15 protein-coding genes are annotated in these 21,102 nt (G+C 50.1%); 3 read left to right on the top strand and 12 right to left on the bottom strand.

The genetic code is table 11. The annotated features are described in order from the left end of the window. Nucleotides 1–10 precede the first annotated feature (10 nt). The 3 genes from L0Y31_RS19245 to L0Y31_RS19255 all read right to left on the bottom strand — a co-directional run bounded on the left by L0Y31_RS19245 (nucleotide 11) and on the right by L0Y31_RS19255 (nucleotide 3,916). Nucleotides 11–1,351, bottom strand: a complete 1,341-nt coding sequence (locus L0Y31_RS19245; protein ID WP_234734713.1) for an FGGY-family carbohydrate kinase — start codon at nucleotides 1,349–1,351, stop codon at nucleotides 11–13. Continuing rightward, nucleotides 1,348–2,628 carry a sugar isomerase gene (locus L0Y31_RS19250; RefSeq protein ID WP_234734714.1) on the bottom strand — a complete coding sequence of 427 codons (1,281 nt, stop codon included), beginning with the start codon at nucleotides 2,626–2,628 and terminating at the stop codon, nucleotides 1,348–1,350. The genes L0Y31_RS19245 and L0Y31_RS19250 overlap by 4 nt, the downstream gene beginning before the upstream one ends. A gap of 199 nt (nucleotides 2,629–2,827) precedes the next feature. After that, nucleotides 2,828–3,916 (bottom strand): GntR family transcriptional regulator, encoded by a 1,089-nt coding sequence (locus L0Y31_RS19255; RefSeq protein WP_234734715.1) that lies wholly within the window; start codon nucleotides 3,914–3,916, stop codon nucleotides 2,828–2,830. A gap of 553 nt (nucleotides 3,917–4,469) precedes the next feature. On the opposite strand from L0Y31_RS19255, the gene rhaT reads away from it, so the two are divergent. Further along, nucleotides 4,470–5,507, top strand: coding sequence for an L-rhamnose/proton symporter RhaT (gene rhaT, locus L0Y31_RS19260; RefSeq protein WP_234734716.1), 1,038 nt, complete (start codon nucleotides 4,470–4,472; stop codon nucleotides 5,505–5,507). A gap of 20 nt (nucleotides 5,508–5,527) precedes the next feature. Here rhaT and L0Y31_RS19265 read toward each other — a convergent pair whose 3' ends face one another. Together L0Y31_RS19265 and L0Y31_RS19270 are read right to left on the bottom strand one after the other, a co-directional pair. Further along, entirely contained in the window at nucleotides 5,528–6,217 is a 690-nt protein-coding gene (locus L0Y31_RS19265) for a response regulator transcription factor (RefSeq protein WP_234734717.1), read from the bottom strand. Continuing rightward, nucleotides 6,214–7,680 (bottom strand): sensor histidine kinase, encoded by a 1,467-nt coding sequence (locus L0Y31_RS19270; protein ID WP_234734718.1) that lies wholly within the window; start codon nucleotides 7,678–7,680, stop codon nucleotides 6,214–6,216. Before L0Y31_RS19270 ends, L0Y31_RS19265 begins: the two co-directional genes overlap by 4 nt. Nucleotides 7,681–7,802: 122 nt before the next feature. Here L0Y31_RS19270 and L0Y31_RS19275 point away from each other — a divergent pair, with 122 nt between their 5' ends. Then, nucleotides 7,803–8,987, top strand: coding sequence for a redoxin family protein (locus L0Y31_RS19275; RefSeq protein ID WP_234734719.1), 1,185 nt, complete (start codon nucleotides 7,803–7,805; stop codon nucleotides 8,985–8,987). A 103-nt stretch (nucleotides 8,988–9,090) separates the two neighbouring features. Here L0Y31_RS19275 and L0Y31_RS19280 read toward each other — a convergent pair whose 3' ends face one another. Together L0Y31_RS19280 and L0Y31_RS19285 are read right to left on the bottom strand one after the other, a co-directional pair. Beyond that, on the bottom strand, nucleotides 9,091–9,624 hold the full coding sequence (locus L0Y31_RS19280; protein ID WP_234734720.1) for a DUF2911 domain-containing protein: 534 nt from the start codon (nucleotides 9,622–9,624) through the stop codon (nucleotides 9,091–9,093). A gap of 84 nt (nucleotides 9,625–9,708) precedes the next feature. Next, entirely contained in the window at nucleotides 9,709–10,395 is a 687-nt protein-coding gene (locus L0Y31_RS19285; protein WP_234734721.1) for a DUF1080 domain-containing protein, read from the bottom strand. A gap of 123 nt (nucleotides 10,396–10,518) precedes the next feature. On the opposite strand from L0Y31_RS19285, the gene L0Y31_RS19290 reads away from it, so the two are divergent. Beyond that, the gene (locus L0Y31_RS19290; protein ID WP_234734722.1) at nucleotides 10,519–11,799 is read left to right on the top strand and encodes a hypothetical protein; all 1,281 of its coding nucleotides are present in this window, start codon (nucleotides 10,519–10,521) and stop codon (nucleotides 11,797–11,799) included. Between the two features lie 7 nt (nucleotides 11,800–11,806). Here L0Y31_RS19290 and L0Y31_RS19295 read toward each other — a convergent pair whose 3' ends face one another. The 5 genes from L0Y31_RS19295 to L0Y31_RS19315 all read right to left on the bottom strand — a co-directional run bounded on the left by L0Y31_RS19295 (nucleotide 11,807) and on the right by L0Y31_RS19315 (nucleotide 20,958). Then, a complete protein-coding gene (locus L0Y31_RS19295) occupies nucleotides 11,807–13,657 on the bottom strand; it encodes a rhamnogalacturonan lyase (protein ID WP_234734723.1) in 1,851 nt (616 codons plus the stop codon). A 32-nt stretch (nucleotides 13,658–13,689) separates the two neighbouring features. Then, nucleotides 13,690–15,090 carry a glycoside hydrolase family 28 protein gene (locus L0Y31_RS19300; protein WP_234734724.1) on the bottom strand — a complete coding sequence of 467 codons (1,401 nt, stop codon included), beginning with the start codon at nucleotides 15,088–15,090 and terminating at the stop codon, nucleotides 13,690–13,692. A 117-nt stretch (nucleotides 15,091–15,207) separates the two neighbouring features. Beyond that, complete coding sequence (locus L0Y31_RS19305) at nucleotides 15,208–15,645, bottom strand: nuclear transport factor 2 family protein (protein WP_310587117.1); 438 nt, start codon at nucleotides 15,643–15,645, stop codon at nucleotides 15,208–15,210. 199 nt (nucleotides 15,646–15,844) lie between these two features. After that, entirely contained in the window at nucleotides 15,845–17,755 is a 1,911-nt protein-coding gene (locus L0Y31_RS19310; protein ID WP_234734726.1) for a RagB/SusD family nutrient uptake outer membrane protein, read from the bottom strand. Nucleotides 17,756–17,778: 23 nt separating this feature from the next. Beyond that, nucleotides 17,779–20,958: a SusC/RagA family TonB-linked outer membrane protein gene (locus L0Y31_RS19315; RefSeq protein WP_234734727.1), complete on the bottom strand. Its 3,180-nt coding sequence runs from the start codon at nucleotides 20,956–20,958 to the stop codon at nucleotides 17,779–17,781. Nucleotides 20,959–21,102: the final 144 nt, after the last annotated feature.

The raw sequence follows: 21,102 nt of genomic DNA on the forward strand, positions 1-21,102 counted from the left end.
TCGTACCGATTCAGGTAAATAACAAATGAGTTTGTTTGCGCGCTTCCCCTTGTTCCAGGTGCATCAGGGCACCCAGGGCTGTTGCCTGCGGAACCTCCAGCGTCCGAATTTTCCGCCCGGGGAAACGCTGGGCCAGCATCTGCATAAACAGTGGATTTCTGGCAAAGCCACCATCAACGTAAAACGTGCGCTCGCCTTTCTGAACCAGCTCAATGGACGCTTGCAGCACATCCATCAGCCCATGCATGAGGTGGTGATACGCCTCACGGGCTGATCCATACCCGGATAAATCCCAGGTACCGGCTGGTTCTTCGGGAAAAGGTCCGGTGCCCGCCATGTGGGCCGCCCGGAAGCTGCCATTCTGCGAGTTAGACACTGTGAAGACCAGTGATTTATAAAAATCCGGGCTAACGTTAAAATGCGCCGCAATCCGCTCAACCTGGTAGTCGTGCTCCCGCCCAAAAAATACCCGCGATGCTTTGGTCATCTGGCCTTTGGGCGACAGGTAGCTTAGGCAGTCACGGCGCAATAATTCAGGAGTAAGTGGCTCATTGTTAAACGGATTCAGGTTTATACACCATGTTCCGGTGGAGACAAGCAGAAACGGTTCGTTGCTTTGCAGCAGATACGGCACCACCGCCGAGGAGCTATCGTGCAGCCCGACCCCAACCAGAATGCCATCAACCACCGAAGCCACCGAATCTTTGGTTAGCGGAGCCAGTTTCTCGTCGATTCCTTCCCGAAAAACCCAGTCGTGGTAGGTCTGGCGATTGAAATTCCAAAGCGCCGTGTGGCAGCCAACGGATGTAAAATCGCTAAATTTCTCGCCGGTAATCAAATACGAAAGATACTGCGGTAAATGAAGCGACGTATGAATGCGTTTGTATTGCTCTGGTTTCGCGTATTTTAGCCAATAGAGCTGCAAGCCGGAGTTCAACAAACCAAGCCGGGGCGAGCAGGTGCAGGCGGCAAAGGCTTCCGGGTCTTCTTCAAGCGATGCGTAAAAACGATCACTCAGCTCTTCCGGAATTGGTTTCAAATAATTGTATAACGGCAAAACGGGGCGACCCTCTGCATCGAGGTGCACAAAACTAGCCCCGTAGGCCGTAAAATTAACGCCTTTAACGATGTATTGGCTATCTCGGCGCAGATCCATCCAGGTGCTTCGAACCCAGCGGGTCAGGCGGTCGATGTCGTCGCAGGGAAAGCCATCTTCATCCTCGATTTCGGGGAAGAAGTCCTGCCGTTCTTCGACAACCTGCCGATTCTCGTCAAAAAGAATAAGCTTTTTGTTGGTTTTGCCAACATCAAAGACGGCGTAAACAACCGCCCGGCGGCCCGGTGTTTTCATAATCCCGTTGCAATGCTCTTTTTTCCACGTTGTTGAATCAACTGTTCCCGAATGCCCCCTTTTCGAAAGGCAGCAATTGGGTCCAGGGCTCCACCCGTGCGAAGACTGGCTTCGGCGACGAGCGGACGTACATCAATCTGAAACGAATCCCGTAGGGTTTCTTCCGCCCCAACGACATCATTGGCCTCTTGCGCTTCTTCCAGCGTTGGGCGGTCAATAATCAGTGCTTTGGTGTACGTAACCAGAATATTCTGTACAGACTGTAACAGATCTTCCAGCGGATCTTTGGTATTGTGACTGGCATCAATCATCCAGGCGAGCGGCGGATTTTTCACCGTTTCATCCTGAATTCCATCTACTAATTCATTGAATATCAAGAACAGTTGATAAGGCTTGATGCTCCCGGTCGTCAGGTCATCGTCGCCGTACATCGAGCCATTGAAGTGGAAACCACCCAATCGGCCAAAATGCATCAGTCGACCTACAATCTGTTCAATGTTGGTATTGGGCAAATGGTGACCGAGATCGACCAGCACCTGCGCATTTTTTCCGACATACTGACACAGGGAATACGAAGTTCCCCAGTCAGGGATCGCCATAGAATAAAAGAAAGGCTCGTACGGTTTATACTCTATCAACATCGTCCAATCGCTCGGCATGCCTTCATAAATCGTCGCCAGTGAGTCCGCCGTGCGTTGGTAAGCGCGCCGAAAATGCTGCTGACCGGGGAAATTGGCGCCGTCGGCCAACCAGACCGTCAGGGTTTTCGCGTCCAGTTCCCGCCCGTAGCGAACGCATTCGAGGTTATGCTGGATAGCCTGGTCGCGGACAGCGTTTTCGGTATGCGACAACGAACCAAATTTATAAGAGTGAAGCTGATCAGCCTGATCCTGAAAGGTATTGGAATTAACCGAATCAATAGTAAGGTTTTGCTCGACCAGCCGTTGTTTCACGGCCGCCACATCGCCGGGAACATCCCAGGGAATATGCAGTGAGATGGAGTTCGACGAGCGATTCAGGCGGTTTAATAAACCAATATCGGCAATTTTTTCTTCCAGTGTGCGCGGTTCACCCCCCAGCGGAAAACGACCAAAACGCGTTCCTCCCGTTCCCAACGCCCAGCTTGGTATGGCAATCTGAAAATCAGCGATTTGTTTCAGGAGCTTTTCTACATCTACGCCCCGGCGCGACAAAAGTTCAGCGACGTAGGCAAACCGGCTCTGGTGTTCGTTCAGAAGCGGTTGGTTCAAATCATGAATTTGTTGGTCAGTAGTCATTTTGTTGGGTTCAGCCAGGCAATTAAGGTACAAATAAGCCCATTAGGAACCTAATGGGCTTAACCCCTTACCTATGATGTAAACAATGCTTCTAACCACAAATTAAGCCTTTTTTCACGGCTTAACTCTTCTGAACTCTCCTGCTTTGGGACCAGCTTATCAGGTCTTTCTAACAGGCAAGTATTTTAAGAAAAAACGGCTACAGCGAGGCCCGCCGAATCATATAAAATGGATTTTTGACCTTGATCTGTTTCTTGTCGAGCAGCAAAGCAGCCGTGGTCCGACCCATGGTTTCAAAATCAGTCGTGACAACCGTAATGCCCAGCAATTCTTTGAGGGTTGTTTCATTAAAGGAAATGATTCCTATTTCGCGCCCCAGCAGAAAACTCGATTGACGAACTTTTTTAACAATTTCGGCCAAATTAGTCTCTTCAACAACTACGTAGGCCGTGCCTGATTCCAGGCGTTCATCCACCGCGTTTTCTTTCACGGCAAACTCTTTGTCATACACGGCGCAGAACGAACGAAATCCCCGGGCGATTTCTACCGGATAGTTGCCTTCGCTCGGGAAAATAAGCACCAACCGGTTATACTTGGCTAAGAGGTCATTAGCCTCCTCTAAAGCGCCAAAAATGTCTTTATCAAAATTCTGGTAAACGCTGAGCTGGTTCACCATTTCCGGAATGTCTTTATCCAGCAGAACCAGTTCATCTGACGGAATCCGATCCAGCACCTTGCGGTAATCCGCTTTGTCCAGATCCGTAGCAAAGTGGGGCATTACTACGTAATAATTGTATTTGCCCAGATTTTTATCGATAATTTCTTCAAAATTACGGGCGCTATAATGATGAATCTGCAAATCGACCGTTGCCCGGTCGCCCAGCGCCTGTAAAAAAGAGTAATAGATGATTTTTTTATAAGAACTCAACTTATTGAAAATGAGCAGTATTTTCAGCTTCGTTGTGTTGTTTGACTGCACATAATATCCTTTCCCCTGCACGGATGTGATGTAACCGCGCTCCCGCAGTTCACGATAGGCTTTTTCGACGGTATCCCGCGCCAGGTAGTACTCGACACTCAATTCACTGATGGATGGCAGCTGGTCATTCTTCTTCAGCACTCCGCGCTCAATGTCTGTGATGATCGACTGCACAATCTGCTTGTACTTAGGTGTTTTGTCGTTTGCATTGAACTGAAGCTGGTAAGGACAAACCGACGGAGTACGGTAAATATCGACAAAGCTGGAAGCAGAGCGGCTACGGTGAACGGGAGTTTGTCTAGCTATCATAGGTCAGCAAAAATAGTACTATTTAAAGAAGAAACACTCCTTAAGGGCTTATCGATAGATTGCCCCTTGATCTTAAGTTTACTACTGATTTAGGTCAACTAAAAAGGATGTGAGCAGAATATTAATGCAATCGTTGCCGGGAACGTTCCCGAAAAGTATTCTTTCAAGATGGAGTTCTCCAAAACGAAGTCAGCCTATTTTCACTATCTGGTTGCTGAAACAAACCTGCTAATCCGGGATAAGCACAAAAATTGTACTTTACAAAATAGCTTTTTCAACGCTTTACTCTCTGCTTGGGGTCACTTGGTCCGGTACGTTTCGTAAAAAGAATTTCGTATGGCCTGTCGGAGCCTCATGCACTGATTAAGTAATAAATTAGGCAACTTAGGCCCAGAACGGCCCCTCTATGCCCAGGCCAAATAGGCTGTATGTTGGCTTTCAGACAAAATTTTTCGTCTAAAGACAATTAAAACTTGGTTATGTCTCACTTTTCAGGAGAGAGCAGGAGAGTTAGTGGTCTGCCTAAAATCAGATTTGTATAAAAAAAGAAGAAATGGCTGTTATCTGGGGAGTTGTCTTGCATGCGCTGGGAGGATTTGCTTCCGGCAGTTTTTATCTACCGTACAAAAAAGTTAAAGAATGGTCGTGGGAAAGTTACTGGCTAGTGGGCGGTTTGTTCTCCTGGGTAGCCGCTCCCCTGATCTTTGGGGCGTTAACAGTGCCTAACCTGTTTGACATTCTGGCTCAAACGCCAACCGAAACGAAATGGTGGACTTATTTCTGGGGCGTACTCTGGGGCTTCGGTGGCCTGACGTTCGGTCTGGCGATGCGTTATCTGGGCTTGTCGCTGGGCATGGCCGTAACGCTCGGCTTATGCGCCGTTTTTGGCACGATTGTTCCGCCCCTCTACGAAGGCACCTTTGATAAACTGCTCGCCACCACGTCGGGGCAAGTGATTCTCCTCGGCTTAGGGGTTTGTGTACTGGGAATTTCCATTTGCGGGATCGCCGGCATGATGAAAGAAAGAACCCTTACTCCCGCGCAGAAAAAAGAAGCCATCGCCGAATTTGACCTGAACAAAGGGTTAATGGTAGCCGTATTTTCCGGCGTCATGAGTGCCTGTATGTCCTTCGGGCTGACGGCGGGGCAACCCATTGCCGAATTAGCTGTTCAGAACGGGGCTGATCCGTTGTACATGAATAACGCGCCCCTGGTGTTTATTCTCCTAGGTGGCCTGACAACCAATGCGATTTGGACCATTTATCTGAACATTAAAAACAAAACTTACACCGATTACACCAACATTTCGACGCCAATTGTGCGGAACATCATTTTCTGCGCGCTGGCTGGTGTTACGTGGTACCTGCAATTTTTCTTCTACGGCATGGGCGACAGCAAAATGGGCGAATACCGCTTCTCAGGCTGGACGCTGCACATGGCCTTTATCATCGCCTTCAGTAGCTTCTGGGGTCTGTATCTGCGCGAGTGGCGCGGTTCTAATCCCCAAACCATGCGGACCATTATCCTGGGAATCGCTACCGTTATTTTCTCGACTATGGTGGTCGGGTACGGCAACTATCTGGCCGAATAAGCCAGCCCGCACCGGCGCGATCAGCAAATCAGCTTGTAACCCATTCCCCGGATGTTGAGAATTTCGACGGACGGGTCGGGTTTCAACTGTTTGCGGAGCTTGGTGATGAAGACATCCATTGTCCTAGTATGAAAAAAGCTGTCGTCTCCCCACAACGTGATCAGCACCTGCTTACGATCCAGTAGGGTATTTCGGTGCTGATACAGCATATTCAACAACTGGGTTTCCCGGTGGGATAGCCGGGTTTCGGGCTGGTTTGGGAATTGTAACGTCTGCTTGTGGGGATTGAAGGTAAACTGGCCAAGCAAAACCTCTGTTTCCTGAGCCTGGACCGGAGCCGTGTTCCGTTTCAAGAGTTCGTGAACCCGCAGAAAGAGTTCTTCCAGGCTAAATGGTTTCTTCAGGTAATCATTGCCCCCACTTTCGTAGCCTTCAATGACGTCTTTTGTCGCGGTTCGGGCCGTCAGAAATAAGATGGGAACGTGCACGTTGGTAGCCCGAATCTGCCGAACCAGCGTAAACCCATCCGTTTGAGGCAGCATGACATCCACGATGCAAAGCGAAAATGGGTGGTGCTGAAACAGGCTGTACGCTCTTCGGCCATCGTCGGTATGAGTTACGGCATAATTTCGCTGTTCCAGGCTGTCTTTGATCACTTTAGCCAGGAAAGGCTCATCCTCCACCAGCAAAATGTGCGGTTGGGCGCTCATAACAAGGGCAGTTGAACGATGAAAACACTTCCGCACGGCTGGTTAGCCCGCACATGCACCGCCCCCCGATGCTGTTGAATCACCTGACGGACGTAGCTTAACCCCAGCCCGTAGCCCTTTACGTCGTGTACATTTCCTTGAGGAACCCGAAAGAATCGCTCAAACACCTTGTCGTGGTATTCAACGGGAATACCGATGCCGTTGTCGGCAAACGCAATTTCGACCTGCTTGTCCCGGGCCGATAAACGAATGTCGAGCTTTGCGTGTCGGGGGGCGTACTTCAGCGCGTTGTCGATGATATTAGTAAATACGTTAGTCAGGCTGGCCGCTTCGCCGCGCACCAGAGCAGCTTCGGAGAGTGGTTCGTAGTTAACCTCGGCCTGTTGCTGATCGAGCCGAACGGCAAGGTCGTGGATTGCTTTAGTCATCAACGCATTGAGATCCAGCCCTTGCCATGTTTCTTCGGAGCTTCGGACGAGGCGATTGGTATTTAAAATTTGGGTGGTCAGGGCCGTTAGTTTGTCCGTCTGGTGGCTAATAATATTTAAATACTCATTCTGGGTTTCGGGCGGGTACGCGAACGTTCTCAAAGCTTCCGCCGTGATCTTAATCGATGCCAATGGGGTGTTCAGTTCATGCGTCATATTGTTAATGAAGTTGTCTTTCAGCTCCGCTAATTTGTGTTGTGAGAGCAGCGTTTTGGCCGTATAACCAAAGCAAACCAGGGCAATGGTAATGAGCAGTAGCGTGCTGATAATCACCCACTTCATGCTTTTTAAAAAATACGTATCCGGGCTTTCGAAACCGGCCCAGACCAGGTCTTTTTTGTAGGGCCGCCGCAACGAGGTGTTAACCGGCTTAGTGCTATAATGGTTGGCTTGGATTGTGTCTTGATTAAGCACAAACGAGGTTCGGATGCCCTTTTCAGCCAGCAGTTTTTGATAGAGTTTGGTCAGGGCGGCCCGATTCACCGAGCTATTTTTATAGGCTGTATCTAAGCTATCCCCCAGACGCGGCGTGTAGTAATAAACGAAGCCTTTTTTCAAATCGCCCCAGAGCATTTTTTGGCCGAAGTGCTTAATCAAAATTGTTTTCGCTCGTGGCGTAATCTGGGGCAACTTCTCCTTAAAGTCACTTATTCCAAACGAGAATCCTTTACTGTCGGCGTATTTGGGATAACGGTCCTTGATGTGAAAAACCGTGTTTCCCTCCCGGTTGTTGGTGTCGCAGGTGATGGTGATGAATGACGTATCCGCTAGCCACCCTTTGAACCGATTGACCAATTGCTGGTGACGCTGGGCCATTTCCTGATCGACCGCCGTATTCAGGGCCTCGTTGCTGTCACGCTGAAACGTATCGACTGTGCTTTTGTAGTTCTGGTAGTTCCAAAACAACTGCAAACCAATAATGCCGGCTACGCACAGCGCCATCAGAACCAGGATCAGATTGATGTGCTTTTTCATACCCCTAAAATAGGCTGAGCAAGCCTTATTCGAATCGGCGTTAACACTAATTAAGGAAGCTTAACGATGGTTAACCGGTGCACGTGGCTTTTTCTCCGTCTTTTGAGGCAAATCAAGAAACCATGAAACAGTTAACTTTCGTTCTCCTATTTTTAGCTCACGCAGGCTTAGCCCAGCAAAAAAAAGGGCAGGCAGTACCCGACCTCCAATTCGAGACAATCCTCAACGCGCCCGTCAAAGCGACTGCATTAAGCCAGTTAAAGGGCAAAATTGTGCTGATTGAGTTTTGGGCCACTTGGTGTGGCTCTTGCCTCGAAGCCATGCCGCACCTCAAGCAGTTGCAGCAGAAATACGGGTCACAGTTGCAGGTCATCGCGGTAACCAACGAAACCGTCAAGCGAACTAATCAGTATCTGGCAGCCCGCCCTTCCAATCTGTGGTTTGCCGTCGATACGGCGGGTGCTATTGCCAAACTGTTTCCGCATCAACTGATTCCGCATACGGTATTGATCGATACGGAAGGAAAACTGATTGCCAGCACGAACCCCGAAGCCGTTACGGATCAGGTGATCGAAGCCATCTGGAATCGAAAAGAAGTGCATTTGCCCCAAAAAATAGACAATCCACTCCCTCCTGCTGAAGTGCTTAAAACTTACTTCTACGCGGCGGATACAGTACAAAGCCGGTTCAGGATGCAGGGTGAGATAAAAGGAAGTCCGGGCCTGAGTACGACCTATCTGAATGATTCAACGTTTAAACAACGTCGGATCACGTGCCTGAATCTACCATTAACGTCGCTGTATAGATTGGCCCACGGCGATTTTCCGTACAGCCGGACGATTGACAAAACCGGCGAGGGGAACAACGCGCCCGTGTATTGCCTGGATTTGATTGTGAGGGGTAAAGACGAATTACTGCCAACATTGCAAACCGAGCTAGCCAAGCGGTTTGATATGCAGACGAAAGTGGAACCGCAGTTGAAGGATGTGAGCGTCTTAAAAATAATGGACCCTGAAAAATTCAAGCGGATTCCCCGGAACAAGTCGGGCCAACGCACCTATTACGCCCGGCACGGCGAAATCGATCAGCAGGGAATTACGATGAACGAGTTCGCTGAGTTTTTGGAAAGCTTCGGGACTGGAAAGCGACTGGTTATCAACGGAACTCAAAACAGCGAGAAACTGGATGTTAAATTCTCGTTCCAGCCCGAAAATCCGCAGAGCCTGGTGGATATTTTAGCGGGGATGGGTTTAGCGCTGGTCAACGAGCAACGAGAGGTAGCTATGCTGGTGCTTTACAAGGAGTAAAGTAGCCCGGAAGCCTTATAAAAATGCCAGACTAGTAAGGAGTTATCTGGTAAATCCATACTAGTCTGGCATTGCTGCGTGAAGCGGCCACCGTGGCGCGACCTTACTTCACCGTAAAATCCGCCTGAGCGTCAGCCCACATCAACGAAACAACTCCTTTTTTGGAAATATCGATGGTGAATTTTTCCTGGAAGCTTTTCGCCTTTTTAGCCGGAACCGTTACACGTACTACGTCTTCTTCCTGCTTGTATGTATACGCGCCCCACTTGATTCCTTTGTTAATGATGATTACCCATTCTTTCTGGCCTGGAATGGTAAACAAACCGTATTTGCCTTTAGGCACGCTTTTGCCTTCAACCTTCACATCGTCCGAAAAGTCGATGGTTGTCGTGGCGTTCGCACCTGTACGCCATACCTGTCCGTAAGGGGCCAGTTTGCCTTCAGCGTTCCAGATGTCGCGTCCTTTGACGGATGGCTGGCTGTAATCAATCGTAATGGTCTTGCTACCAACGGTTTGCTTCGCCGTTGCCGGAGGGCTGGCCGGTGGCGCTTTCTCCTGGGCCATGGATTGAATGCAGAAAAGACCCATCAACAGCGTAAGCGTTAAGGTCATTAGATTTTTACTGTAATTTTTCATAAACCAATTAAATTGAAAGGAAGAAATAGTAAACACTCAAAGGTATGATTTGGCAGGGAAGTTACCTACACAATTACGCTTCGGTTACCGAGCGGGCATGATCTTTAAATTAGCAAAATCGCCGTTGGACTGGTTGCCTACCATCAACCCCAAAGCGCCTTCCCGGTGACTACTAAGGCTCTCAACGACCAGACTGGGCTGGGGTGCATTATTCACGAAAACGCGAATGGTAGGCATGTTGATTTCGATGCGCGCATGAAACCAGTCGGTTGGCCCGGGGGCGGGATTAACGCTTTTTTCATACTGTCCGGGGTGCTCTTTACGCAGCTTCTCCCAGGATGCACCCGGCTCAAAGGTGTATTGCACGGCATGAATCCGCCGGATGGAATCTAACGCCTGAAAGTTAAAGGGCCGAAAATAGATGGTTTCAAACGTTTGGTCATCAACGCCATGAAAGGCTATTCCAACAAAACTTTTCTGCAACTCATCACGTCCCCGAATATCCAGTTCGATGGTGCCGTTTCCGAACCGAACGCCTTCGAGCCAGGCAATTCCGTGCTCTTTTCGTTCGTCGAAGCGCAGGCCCTGCCGGTTTTTTTCCCGCAAAGGACTCACCGCTCGATTCACGACGCGCAATCCTTTTCCTTCGACCATATCGGCCAGTCTGGGCTGAATAATTTTTTCTGGCTGGCCCTTTGCTGTCGTTGTTAATGCGAGGAAAGCCGCCAATAAGCAAATTCCCGCCATTCGATTTTTGCTGTAGATTTGCATTACGTAAACAGAATTAAAAAAGAATGACGCAAAGTTGATCGGCAATAGATAATTAGCCAAACCAAGCCGCGTTCAAGTTTGTGCAAATTAATTCAAACAAATAACTAATTGATCCCCAGCCCAATGATTACAGAAAGTAAAGACGTGGCTTTAGCACATTGTCTGGCTTTGATCGAAGAAAAACTAGGTTGGGGCAATAGCTCTGGCTGGTCAAGTCGCGATTTTGAGCTTTTGAGTGAACACATTGCTGAGCAAACCAATGTCACCTTAAGCGTCACCACGCTCAAACGGGTCTGGGGTAAGGTCAAGTACGAATCGGCACCGACCCAAACAACGCTCGACACACTAGCGCGCTTTAGCGGTTATGACAACTGGCGGGCTTTTCGTCAACACCATTTTGCTGCCACGCAACTTCCTCAGCCTACGCCCGAAAACCGCCCGGCTCCGAAAAAGCCTCAACCCTTTCGGAGATATGGTCTGGCCGCTTTAGTAATTACGCCCTTGCTACTCATGGGATATTTCTGGAGCAATCATAACCGTCCGCTTCCTTCTGCTCCCATCAAACCCTACCAGTTTAGCAGTCAGAAGGTCATATCGGAGGGGGTACCTAACTCGGTTATTTTTGATTATGAGGCCACTGCCGCCCCAACCGACTCGGTTTTTATCCAACAGTCCTGGGACCCCAGCCGCCGCACCCAGGTTGCTAAAGAAGGTCACAAACATACGTCCATGTACTACAAGCCAGGCTTCTTTCAGGCCAAACTTGTTGTTGGTAATCAGGTTGTTAAAGAACATAATTTGCTAATCACCTCGGCTGGTTGGCTTCCTTTAATTGATGTGCAACCCGTTCCGGTTTATCTCAAGCCTTCCGACGTTATCCAGCCGGACAAAATGGGGCTTCCGCTGGAAAAGCTCGCGGCTTATCACGTTGATTTACAGCCTAAAACCCCCTGGGTGTCTTTTTTCAACGTGCAACAGTTTAAAGGCGTCCGTAGCGATCAGTTTGAGTTTGAATCGGACGTAAAAAATGAATACGCCGAAGGATCAGCCGCCTGCCAACAGACCCGGATTACGTTGTTGACCGAAGGCAACGCCATCGTCATTCCGCTCTCGGCCAAGGGCTGCGTTTCGGAACTGGGTTTGATGGCGCTGGACAAAATGGTGTCTGGTAAAACCACGGACTTATCCGCGTTCGGCGTGGACTTTTCGGATTGGGTAAAAGTTCGTTGCGAGGGTGACGGACAATACCTTCGCTTTTTTGTGAACGATAAACTGGCCTACCAACTGTCTTCTGACTCAAAAGCATCGGATCTTGTTGGTCTTGTTTACCACTTCCAAGGCACCGGTTCAGTGCGCAAAATCCGGCTAAAATCAGCTGATAGGGTTGTTTACCAAGCTTTCTAAGCGAGTTCTATTTTTTCACAACAATCTTCGGCTTCGGGGCTTTCTGCATGCCCGTACCCAGAAAAAAGCTCGGGTGCGGTGGTTGGTTATACCCCACGTTCTGCCAGGCAATGCTCAGCCGGTACTGCGGGTCGTGCATGAGTGTAGGCAGGCGATGCGTGGTTGGAAGAGTAGTTGTGTAAATCCTGAGGTTTTTATTATCGTTGGTCCGAAAAATGACTTCCTCGCGCCAGTCGCCGAACAGATCAGCACTGAGCGTCGGCGTCGCTTTGGTGCCGTTGTTGGAAGAACACCCTTCGGCGGTCAACAACCGTGTTTCCGTTCCACCGTTGACGTATTTGTCGATGTGGTTTCCGTCCAGTAATTCGCGGGTCAGGTCGCCATCCCACCAGATCACGAAATTGCACGATTTAGGACTATTTCCAATTCGTTTTCCTTTGGTACTGTAAATGCCTTCCGAACCCGACCACCAGAGTTCCGCCCCCGGATTAGACGGATCAATATCTTCGGCTACGCCCCGACCCACATCCTGACCGGGAAAAGAACCCCATAAAACTTCGCCGGTGCGCGCATCAAACAAAGCCGCTCCGTAGCCTTTCTCATAGCCCGGAACAGGTTCTTCATTTTCGTGAATGCCCCAGGCTTCCAGACCGGGCCGAGTGGGGTCCAGATCGCTAACGTGCAAGGCGTCTCCGTGCCGCAAACGCGTGGTGTACAAGCCTTTTCCGTTATCATCTACCGTCATGGAGCCGTAAACGATTTCGTCTTTTCCGTCGCCATCCACGTCCGTCACGGTCAGGTTGTGATTGCCCATACCCGAATAGCCTTCGGCTTCTTTCGCCGAATCAAAAACCCAACGGGAAGTTAGCTTGCCGCCGCGCCAGTCCCAGGCAGCCAGCACCGTGCGTCCGTAGTAACCCCGGCACATCACCACACTCGGCAGCTTTCCGTCCAGGTAAGCCACGCAAGCCAGAAATCGATCCACTCGGTTGCCGTTGTTGTCTGTTCCACCGTTGCCGCCAATGCCGCCCCAACCGTCGGTTGGATAGCGCGATGGCATGTAATCGGTCGTGGCCAGTTCAGCCCCGGTTTTGCCGTCGAAAATGGTGAAGAATTCCGGGCCATCGAGAATTTTACCGAGCGTTTGATCCTGCGTACTGCGCCAGTCTTTGGTCGAATCACCAATCACTTTCCCGCGACCATCTACGGTTCCGTCGGCGGTTTTACAGGCTATTTCGGCCCGCCCGTCGCCATCCAGATCGTACACCATAAACTGCGTATAGTGCGCTCCCTCCCGGATGTTTTTGCCCAGATTGATACGCCAAAGTAACGTACCGTCCAGTTTGTAGGCTTCTAGAACGGGTGGATCGGTCAAGCCTTTAGCGCCCGTATCGCGGCTTCGGCCGGTCTGATGCAGAACAATTTCGTATTCGCCATCGCCGTCTAAATCTCCTACCGAAGCGTCATTAGGCGTGTAACCAGTTGGCGTTTGGAGTGGGATATTCAGATAAGGCTGACGGATGGCCGCAAATGATTCACTTGCCCCCTGCTCTTTCCCGTTTAGGATCGGACGAACGAAATACGCATTTGTTTGGCTCGTATCTACCGCCTGGTCCACGTAATTGGTACTCCCAGTAAGGGGAATTTTATTGAGCTTAACCGCTTTTTTACTTCCTGTGGTACGGTACACATTGAAGGCGATGTTATCGGGATCGGTACCCAGCAGCCGCCAGCCGACGTATACGTGCCCCTCCTGCTGTATGGCTACCATACCCCGGTTCAGGGCTTCCATCAGGCGTTGGGCCATCAATTCACCGGAAAAGACCAGCAGCCCCGCCGCTAGGAACAGTCGTTTCATTGCATTCATTTGAGCTTAGGATAGGGATGGAATTACAGGCTTATTCCGCTGCTGTTTTTTACGGTCAGCGGCTGATTATCTCTGGCTTTGATAGCCATATTCTGAAGCGTCCAGTTCTGGCCAAAATCGATTTGTCCTGCTTTATCAGTAGTGATGGTTACGTCTTCGAAGCGGAAATTTTCCAGCAACGACTCTTTCAGCCCTTCGGCCAGAATAGCCCGTTTGGCATCCGTCACGGTCAATCGTTTGATGGATACGTTTCGGAAGTGCGGGATTCCGCGTTCGGCCGGTTCTACTTTTGCCAGCATGGTTTTCCAGTGCGCAGGCAAGGTAGCTTCCGTGTAACCTTCGGGCAGGGTCGAATAGCTGTAGCTCGGATTCCAGTTCATGGTCACTTCAACGGCGGTTCCGACGCCATCCATCTGAATATCTTCCAGGTGAATGTCTTCTACGGTGCCGCCCCGCGTTGTTGCCGACTTCAGGCGAATGCCAACCTTGGTTCCTTTGGCTTTCAAATTACGGGCCAGCACATGCCGAATGCCGCCCGACGTTTCGCTGCCAAACGTGATCAAGCCGCCGCCCGCTCCCGAAACGCAATCCCGAATTACAATGTATTCCGCCGGACGATTGACCCGCAGGCCATCCCAATCACGACCGGATTTCAGGCAGAAATTATCGTCGTTGCAATCAATGTCGCAGTTTTGAACCAGAATGTAGGAAGAAGAATCAATGTCAATGCCATCGGTACTGGGGCCGTGACCACCAATGTTGTTTCTGATCACCAGTCCGTCGGCGGTAACGTGCTTTGAATACAGGATATGCACCGTCCAGAAACCGGCTTCCTGCAACGTAATGCCTTTGAGTGTGATATTGACTGAATTGGCAACCAGCAGCGTGCGCGGGCGTTTGGCGTCGTAATCGACAATCCAGCGCAGCCCTTTTTTCTCGTAGTCTTTCCGCAGTGACCAGTAGCTATCCCAGAACGGTTTGCCCTGCGCATTGACGGTGCCCTCACCGGTTATCGCCACGTTCTCCTGATCCAGAATGTTGATGAGCGCGGCAGGCCATTTCATTTCGATACCGGCCACCCGCGTATCAATTTCGGGGTAATCGGCCAGGGTCTGGCTTCCCAGCAACACAACGCCTTTGTCCAGGTGCAGCGTAACGCCTTTTTTCAGAAACAGGGAGCCAGTCAGGTAACGCCCCGGCTTAAATGTAATAAGGCCGCCTCCTTTAGCAGCTGCGGCATCGATGGCTTTCTGAATGGCTTTGGTATTCAGGGCTTTGCCATCCCCTACCGCCCCATAAGTAGCGGTTAAGTAAACTGTTTTTTTCGTTGGTATGGTTCGCGCGCCTACCTGTTTTACCCAAGCTGGATCAGGAGCGTTGACGAGGTTTAGCCAGAAAGATATAATCGAAAGGAAGAGAAGCATGCTTCGAAAAGGTCAAAAAGTTATCAAAACCACAACAACGGTTAGTAACCGCAAGATGCTGGTTTGTCTTTGCCGCTCTATCATGCACTCTCCTGACTTCCCGGAATTTTCTACGCCCTACTGGGCCAGTTTCACCGCCTGACGCGCCAGCAGCTTCCAGTCTCCTTTTTGTTTTACCCAAACGAGCAATACGGCCAGCTTTACTTTCCCGGCGACACCTTTATCGTTGGTTTCGGCCGATAGTGTATGGCGCACCGTGGCCGTATTGTCCACAACCGTGATGGTTTGATCCGTGAGGGTTATGGCTTTAAAATCAGAATTTCCGCTCAGGAAGGCCTCCATAAAGGCGGCTTTCTCCTCAATTTTCCCGCTCGAGTGACCGTAGCTCAGCTTATCGGAAGCGATGGCGTCCAGTGCTTTTTTGTCGGGATCAATCATGGCTTTACGGAGTTTTTCCACGGCCTGCGCCACCGCATCTGTCTCGTCTTTTTTAGGCCCGACAGCCGACATAAGGGTTACCGTAGCAAGCAGTGTAAAAACTAGGCACTTTAGCATTTTCATAGCAAAGTAGGTTTGAGGTTACTGAATTTCTGGTTTTTGCAAAGATGAACAACGAGGGGAGAAATAATGCTTTTTCAGCCTAAATTTTAGAAAATTGATCTTTTCCTGCTCCCTTTTCACGCCGATAGTCCCCAACAAAAAAACAGAGAGCAACTTGTGAAAAGTGCTCTCTGTGTATGGTTCCTGCTACGGATTAATAACCCGGATTCTGCTGGGCCTGCCGTTCTGTAGAAGTCAGCGGGCGTCCCTGGGTAAAGATACGCTCCAGGTGCGCTTGCGGGATCGGACGCAGCTTGTGGAAAGGCTGAATGTTGACGGCCTCCTTGTTGAAAAGCTTAGTACGTTCTACAAGTGTTTCAGTCCGTGCCAGGTCTTCCCAGCGGTGAAGTTCACCCATCAATTCACGCGTGCGCTCGTTGAGAATAAAATGGATGAAGCGTTGGGCCGCGCTGGTAGCCGATGCCGGATACATCTCCGCCGGATCGTTCGTGTTGAATTTTGCTTCCGTCACCCGAACAGCTTCGTAGGTGCTGCTTACATCATTTCTACTGCCTCCTTCTGTTTGCCAGAACTGGGGGGCTTTCGTTTCACCCGCTTTATAAGCAGCTCTTTCGCGGAGTTTATTGATGTATGTCAAAGCCTTGCCGTAATCCCCTTTCCGGCCATACGCTTCGGCAGCGATCAGGTAAGTTTCTCCCAACCGAGCAATGATGCCATCGCGGGTTCCCTGCTGCTGCGCCACTGTCGTCCGGTTCGGATCGATGTACTTCAGCAAACTTGGGAATTTTCCACCGCCCGCTGCGACGAAACCATCAACCAATGTACCATTAGCTCTGCGGTAGTAGCGAGCGTAGGTTTTGTACCGGTTTCTAGTCAGATCTCTCTCGGTCAGTGTCGTTTCTCGCGAATTTACAATGACGTGTAGTGCCGTATCGCCCAACGCAAATTTGGCTTGACCTACTAAGTTCGGGCTTGGTGCATCAGTGGCGGTCCATTTCGGAATGCTGGCCGCGTTATTCGCCAGATAAGACACTTTCATGCTCTTGTAAAAACGGGAATCATTTTTACGGTCATAAATATCCATGGCATAATCCGACGGACGCAAACGACGGAACGGACGGCCATTGACAATATCCCGCGTGAGGCCCGGCTCGTTCAAATCATACGACATGAGGAAGTACATGTGCATCTGATTACCAAAACGGCCCGCCAACGTCAGGTTGGTGTTGAACTGAGTTGAGAAGATGATTTCCTTGCTCCGTTCTGCCGCAGCGATGGCGTTGGTTACGTTCCCGGCAGCGATGTTTCGGTAGTCCCATAGCGTACCGAAATCGTTTTCCAAGGCATAAACGTTTGAATTAATGACTGCATCGGCGTAGAATGCCGCACTGTCAATGTCGGTCGATTTCTGCCCACGCACGTCCGTAACCGCACTACCGCGAGTCAGGTATACGTCTGCCAGAATATGCTGCGCAGCGCCCCGGGTAGCCCGGCCAAATTCTCCCTGCGTAGCGGGCAAATTAGCCACGGCAAAGCGCAGGTCTGCGATAATCTGGTTGTATACGTCTGGTACTGAAGCCCGGGTAAATTCCAGCTGCACCCCTTCAGAAGGAGCGGTTACCAGCGGAATAGCGCCAAATTGCTGCACCAACATAAAATAATAATACGCTCTGAGAAAATGCGCTTCGCCGAGCCGCTGGTTGCGGGCGGCGGCGGTCACCAGTGTTCGAACAGGAGTTACGACAGGAACGCGCTGAATAGCAATATTACAACGGTTGATTCCTTCGTAATTAGCCGACCAGACATCGTGGAAATACCCTTCCGAAGCATTCAGGCGGTTGTCATAAACGTTGAAATAGTTGAAATTCAACTGATCGCCCTGCACAAATTCATCCACGCCGAAATTAAACAGGGCGTAGCCGTGCTCGTAGCCAAACTTATGACGACTTGTTTCGTAACAGGCTTTCAACAAATCCTCCACACCCTGTTCCGTGTCGTAGTATTGATAGGTAAGCGTCGATACCAATTCTTCTTCCAGGTAATCTTTGCAGGAGGTAGTGCACAGACCTGTCAGAATCGCCAGTGTTGTGATTATCTTTTTCATAATAATTGTCTCAATCTCAATAATTAGAAGCCAAAGCGTAAGCCCAAAACAATACTCCGTGTACTGAGGTCACCGCCTTCAGGATCAAGCGCCTTGAAGTTGGTGAACAGGAATGGATTGACCGCGTTAACGTATACATTCATGTTGTTGATTCGGTACCGGCCCAGGATGTCGCGTGGAACGCTGTAGCTCAGTGAAATGCTACGTACCCGGACAAACGAAGTACTTGGATACGTCATCGACGTGGCAAATTCCTGGATGTCAAAGTTTTTGTTGGGACGTGGGAATTCGTTGCTCGGGTTCGTCGGGGTCCAGTAATTGACCTTCATGAATGGATAACGACCAGAAAGTCCGGGGCGATAGGCATTGCTTTGCATAAGCTGGCCGATCCGGGCAAATACCAGGAATGAAAATTCGAAGCCTTTGTAAGAGAAAGTGTTCGTTAAGCTCCCTGACCATTTAGGCACCGTAGAGCCCAGAATTGTCATGTCGTTCAGGTTAATCAGCGAGTCTCCATTCATGTCCCGAACCTTGATTTTGCCGGGTGCAAACGTGGAGTTAGGGGCTTTCGCCTTGTACAGGGCGATCAACGCCTGATCCGCTTCGTTATTCTGGAAGATGCCATCAAACTGGTAATCGTAGAACACATTGATAGGCTGACCGATAAACCAGCGGTTCCCCACCAGGTCATTCTTGCCGCTCGACAATTCCACGATTTGTTCTTTGTTGGTCATGAATACCCAGTCTGTTTTCCACTGGAAGCCACCGGGCCGCTCAATATTCACGGTCGAAAGCGTTAGCTCGATACCGCTGTTTCGCGTCGCTCCAATGTTGGTCAGGATTGAGCTAAAACCAGAAGCCGTCGGGATTTGGCGCGACATGATCAGGTCGCGGGTATTGGCCTGGTACGCATCGATGCTACCGGAAATGCGATTATTGAGTATTCCAAAATCAATCCCGGCGTTAATGCTGTTGGTGCGTTCCCATTTCAGATTAGGATTTGGAAGGCCGTCCGTAGCGGGGGCATATCCATAGGCCGGTGTGTCGCCCCAGATGTAAGCGGTCCGGTTCAGGAAGCCACCCGTTTGGTAGGCGTTAATCGCCGAGTTACCAGTCGATCCGTAGCCTACCCGCACTTTCAATTCATTGATGGCACTGATGTTTTTCAGGAAGCTTTCCTCCTGCAATTTCCAGGCAAAAGCAAACGAGGGAAACAAATCCCATTTGTTGCCTTCAGCCAGTACGGAAGCTCCATCGTAGCGAGCTGTTGCCGTGAACAGGTATTTGTTCAGGAGGGTATAATTAACCCGTCCCATCCACGACATCAGTTTGGTGAGCGAATAACCCGTGCTGTATCCGTCCGGGTTGGCATTATACGTTGATCCAACGTTGTAGAATTTCTGGCTGTCGTACGGTAAGTTGGAAACCGTAATATCCGATCCTTCGTAGCGGTTGCTGGAAATGCTGTGCAGCAAGGTCAAGCCAATGCTGTGCTTAGCCCCAAAACTTTTGTCGTAATAAAGCAGGTTTTCAAGCGTGTAAGCAAGGCGTTGTTCCTGCTGGTACCGCGCATACGACGTACCACCCTGGCGGAAGGATGAGCGACCTGCCTGGAAATTTCCAGTTCGGTTGCTACGCAAGTCAGGACCAAAATTCAGGCGATACCGTAGGCCTTTGATGGGTTGTGCTTCCAGGTAAAAACTTCCGAAGAAACGAGTGGCGCGTCTTTCGCTGGTAACCAGACCGGGGTCCAGAATCGGGTTAATGATACCAATATCTCCACCGGGCAAGAAAATATAGTTACCCGTTGTGTCATAAGGAATGGCGAAAGGTAACTGCCCCAGCGCCTTGGAATACATATCAACTCCCAGATTCTGTACGGAATAAGTCAGGTTAGTAGAAGCGCCCACGCTAACGTAATTGTTGATTTTGTAATCCAGGTTCAGGCGGGCATTGTACCGGTTGAAATCCTGACTTTCCTGAATCCCTTTTTGAGAGAAATAACCTCCCGAAAACAAAGCCCGTAGTTTTTCGCTTCCACCGCTAACGCTCAGCTGGTGGCTTTGCGTAATGCCGGTGCGAAGCGCAATGTCAGCCCAATCAGTATTGCGCACGTTGGCAGCGTTGTAGATCGGAACTTGATCGACGCCGTACAGAGCTTTCTCCTCAGCCGTTGTAGGGCGGTATTTAGGAATACGCTGGGCATAATTATCCCACTCGTAGCCCATATCAATTGACTGAAGTCCAAAAGGATCAGCACCGAAAAGCGTTCTATCGTCAACGGGGTTGGGATAGAGCGTACTGTAGGCATTAACGGCCCGGTACCCTTCCCGACGCACCTCGGCCAGTTCCGACGCGTTAAAGTTTTCGAGTTTGGTTAGTGGTCCTTCAAAACCAACGTATCCGTCGTAGTTAAAATTAACGGAGCCCGCTTTACCGCGTTTGGTTGTTACCAGAATAACGCCGTTGGCACCCCGTGAACCATAGATAGCCGCTGCCGAGGCATCTTTCAGCACCTCAACCGATTCAACATCGAGTGGGTTGAAATCGGCAATGCTCGTTCCCGGACCGGCTGGAATTCCATCGACTACATACAGAGGATCGTTGGATGCCTGCAAAGACCGGTTTCCGCGAATCCGAATGGTTGGGTTGTCACCCGGCCGGAAGCTGCTGGTCGCTACATCGACCCCAGCGGCGCGGCCCTGTAGTGCCTGGCTCAAGCTCTGCACCGGCACCTGTTCTATTTGCTTTGAACTTACTGAAGCCAATGAACCCGTTACATCGCTTCTTTTGACGGCACCATATCCAACCACCACAACTTCGTTCAGCGATTTGGTATCGGTTTCTAGTTGCACATCCAATGCCGAACGGTTATTAACCGGTAATTCCTGCGTTGTATAACCGATGAACGAAAAAACCAGCGTTCCATTCCCGTCTGGAATACTGATTCGATAACGTCCGTTGACGTCGCTTGTCGTACCGGTTGTTGTGCCTTTCAAGACGATACTTACCCCGGGGAGGGCTTCGCCATTGTCGCCTTTTACGGTTCCGGTAACTGTTATTTCTTGTGCTGACACCCGAAGGCTCGTCTGCGGACGCGCTGTCCCCAGCGCTAATAGGCTCTGATTCTGACTAACCGCCTGAGTGTGCACAACAAAAGCACTCAGCAAGGCAGTCCCTGCCGTTCGTAGAAAGTTGACCACGATTTATACCGTTAAGTGAATAGATTTTCTCAATTCTATTCTAAAATTAAACCTACCTCATGGCCTAACCTTACTGTACTCTTCTGGTCTCAATGATATTTTCTCTAAAAAATGTTGCAAACTATGCCTTTCTACTGTGAAGAA

The organism is Tellurirhabdus bombi (assembly GCF_021484805.1).
In the GTDB taxonomy this organism is placed as follows: Bacteria; Bacteroidota; Bacteroidia; order Cytophagales; family Spirosomataceae; genus Tellurirhabdus; species Tellurirhabdus bombi.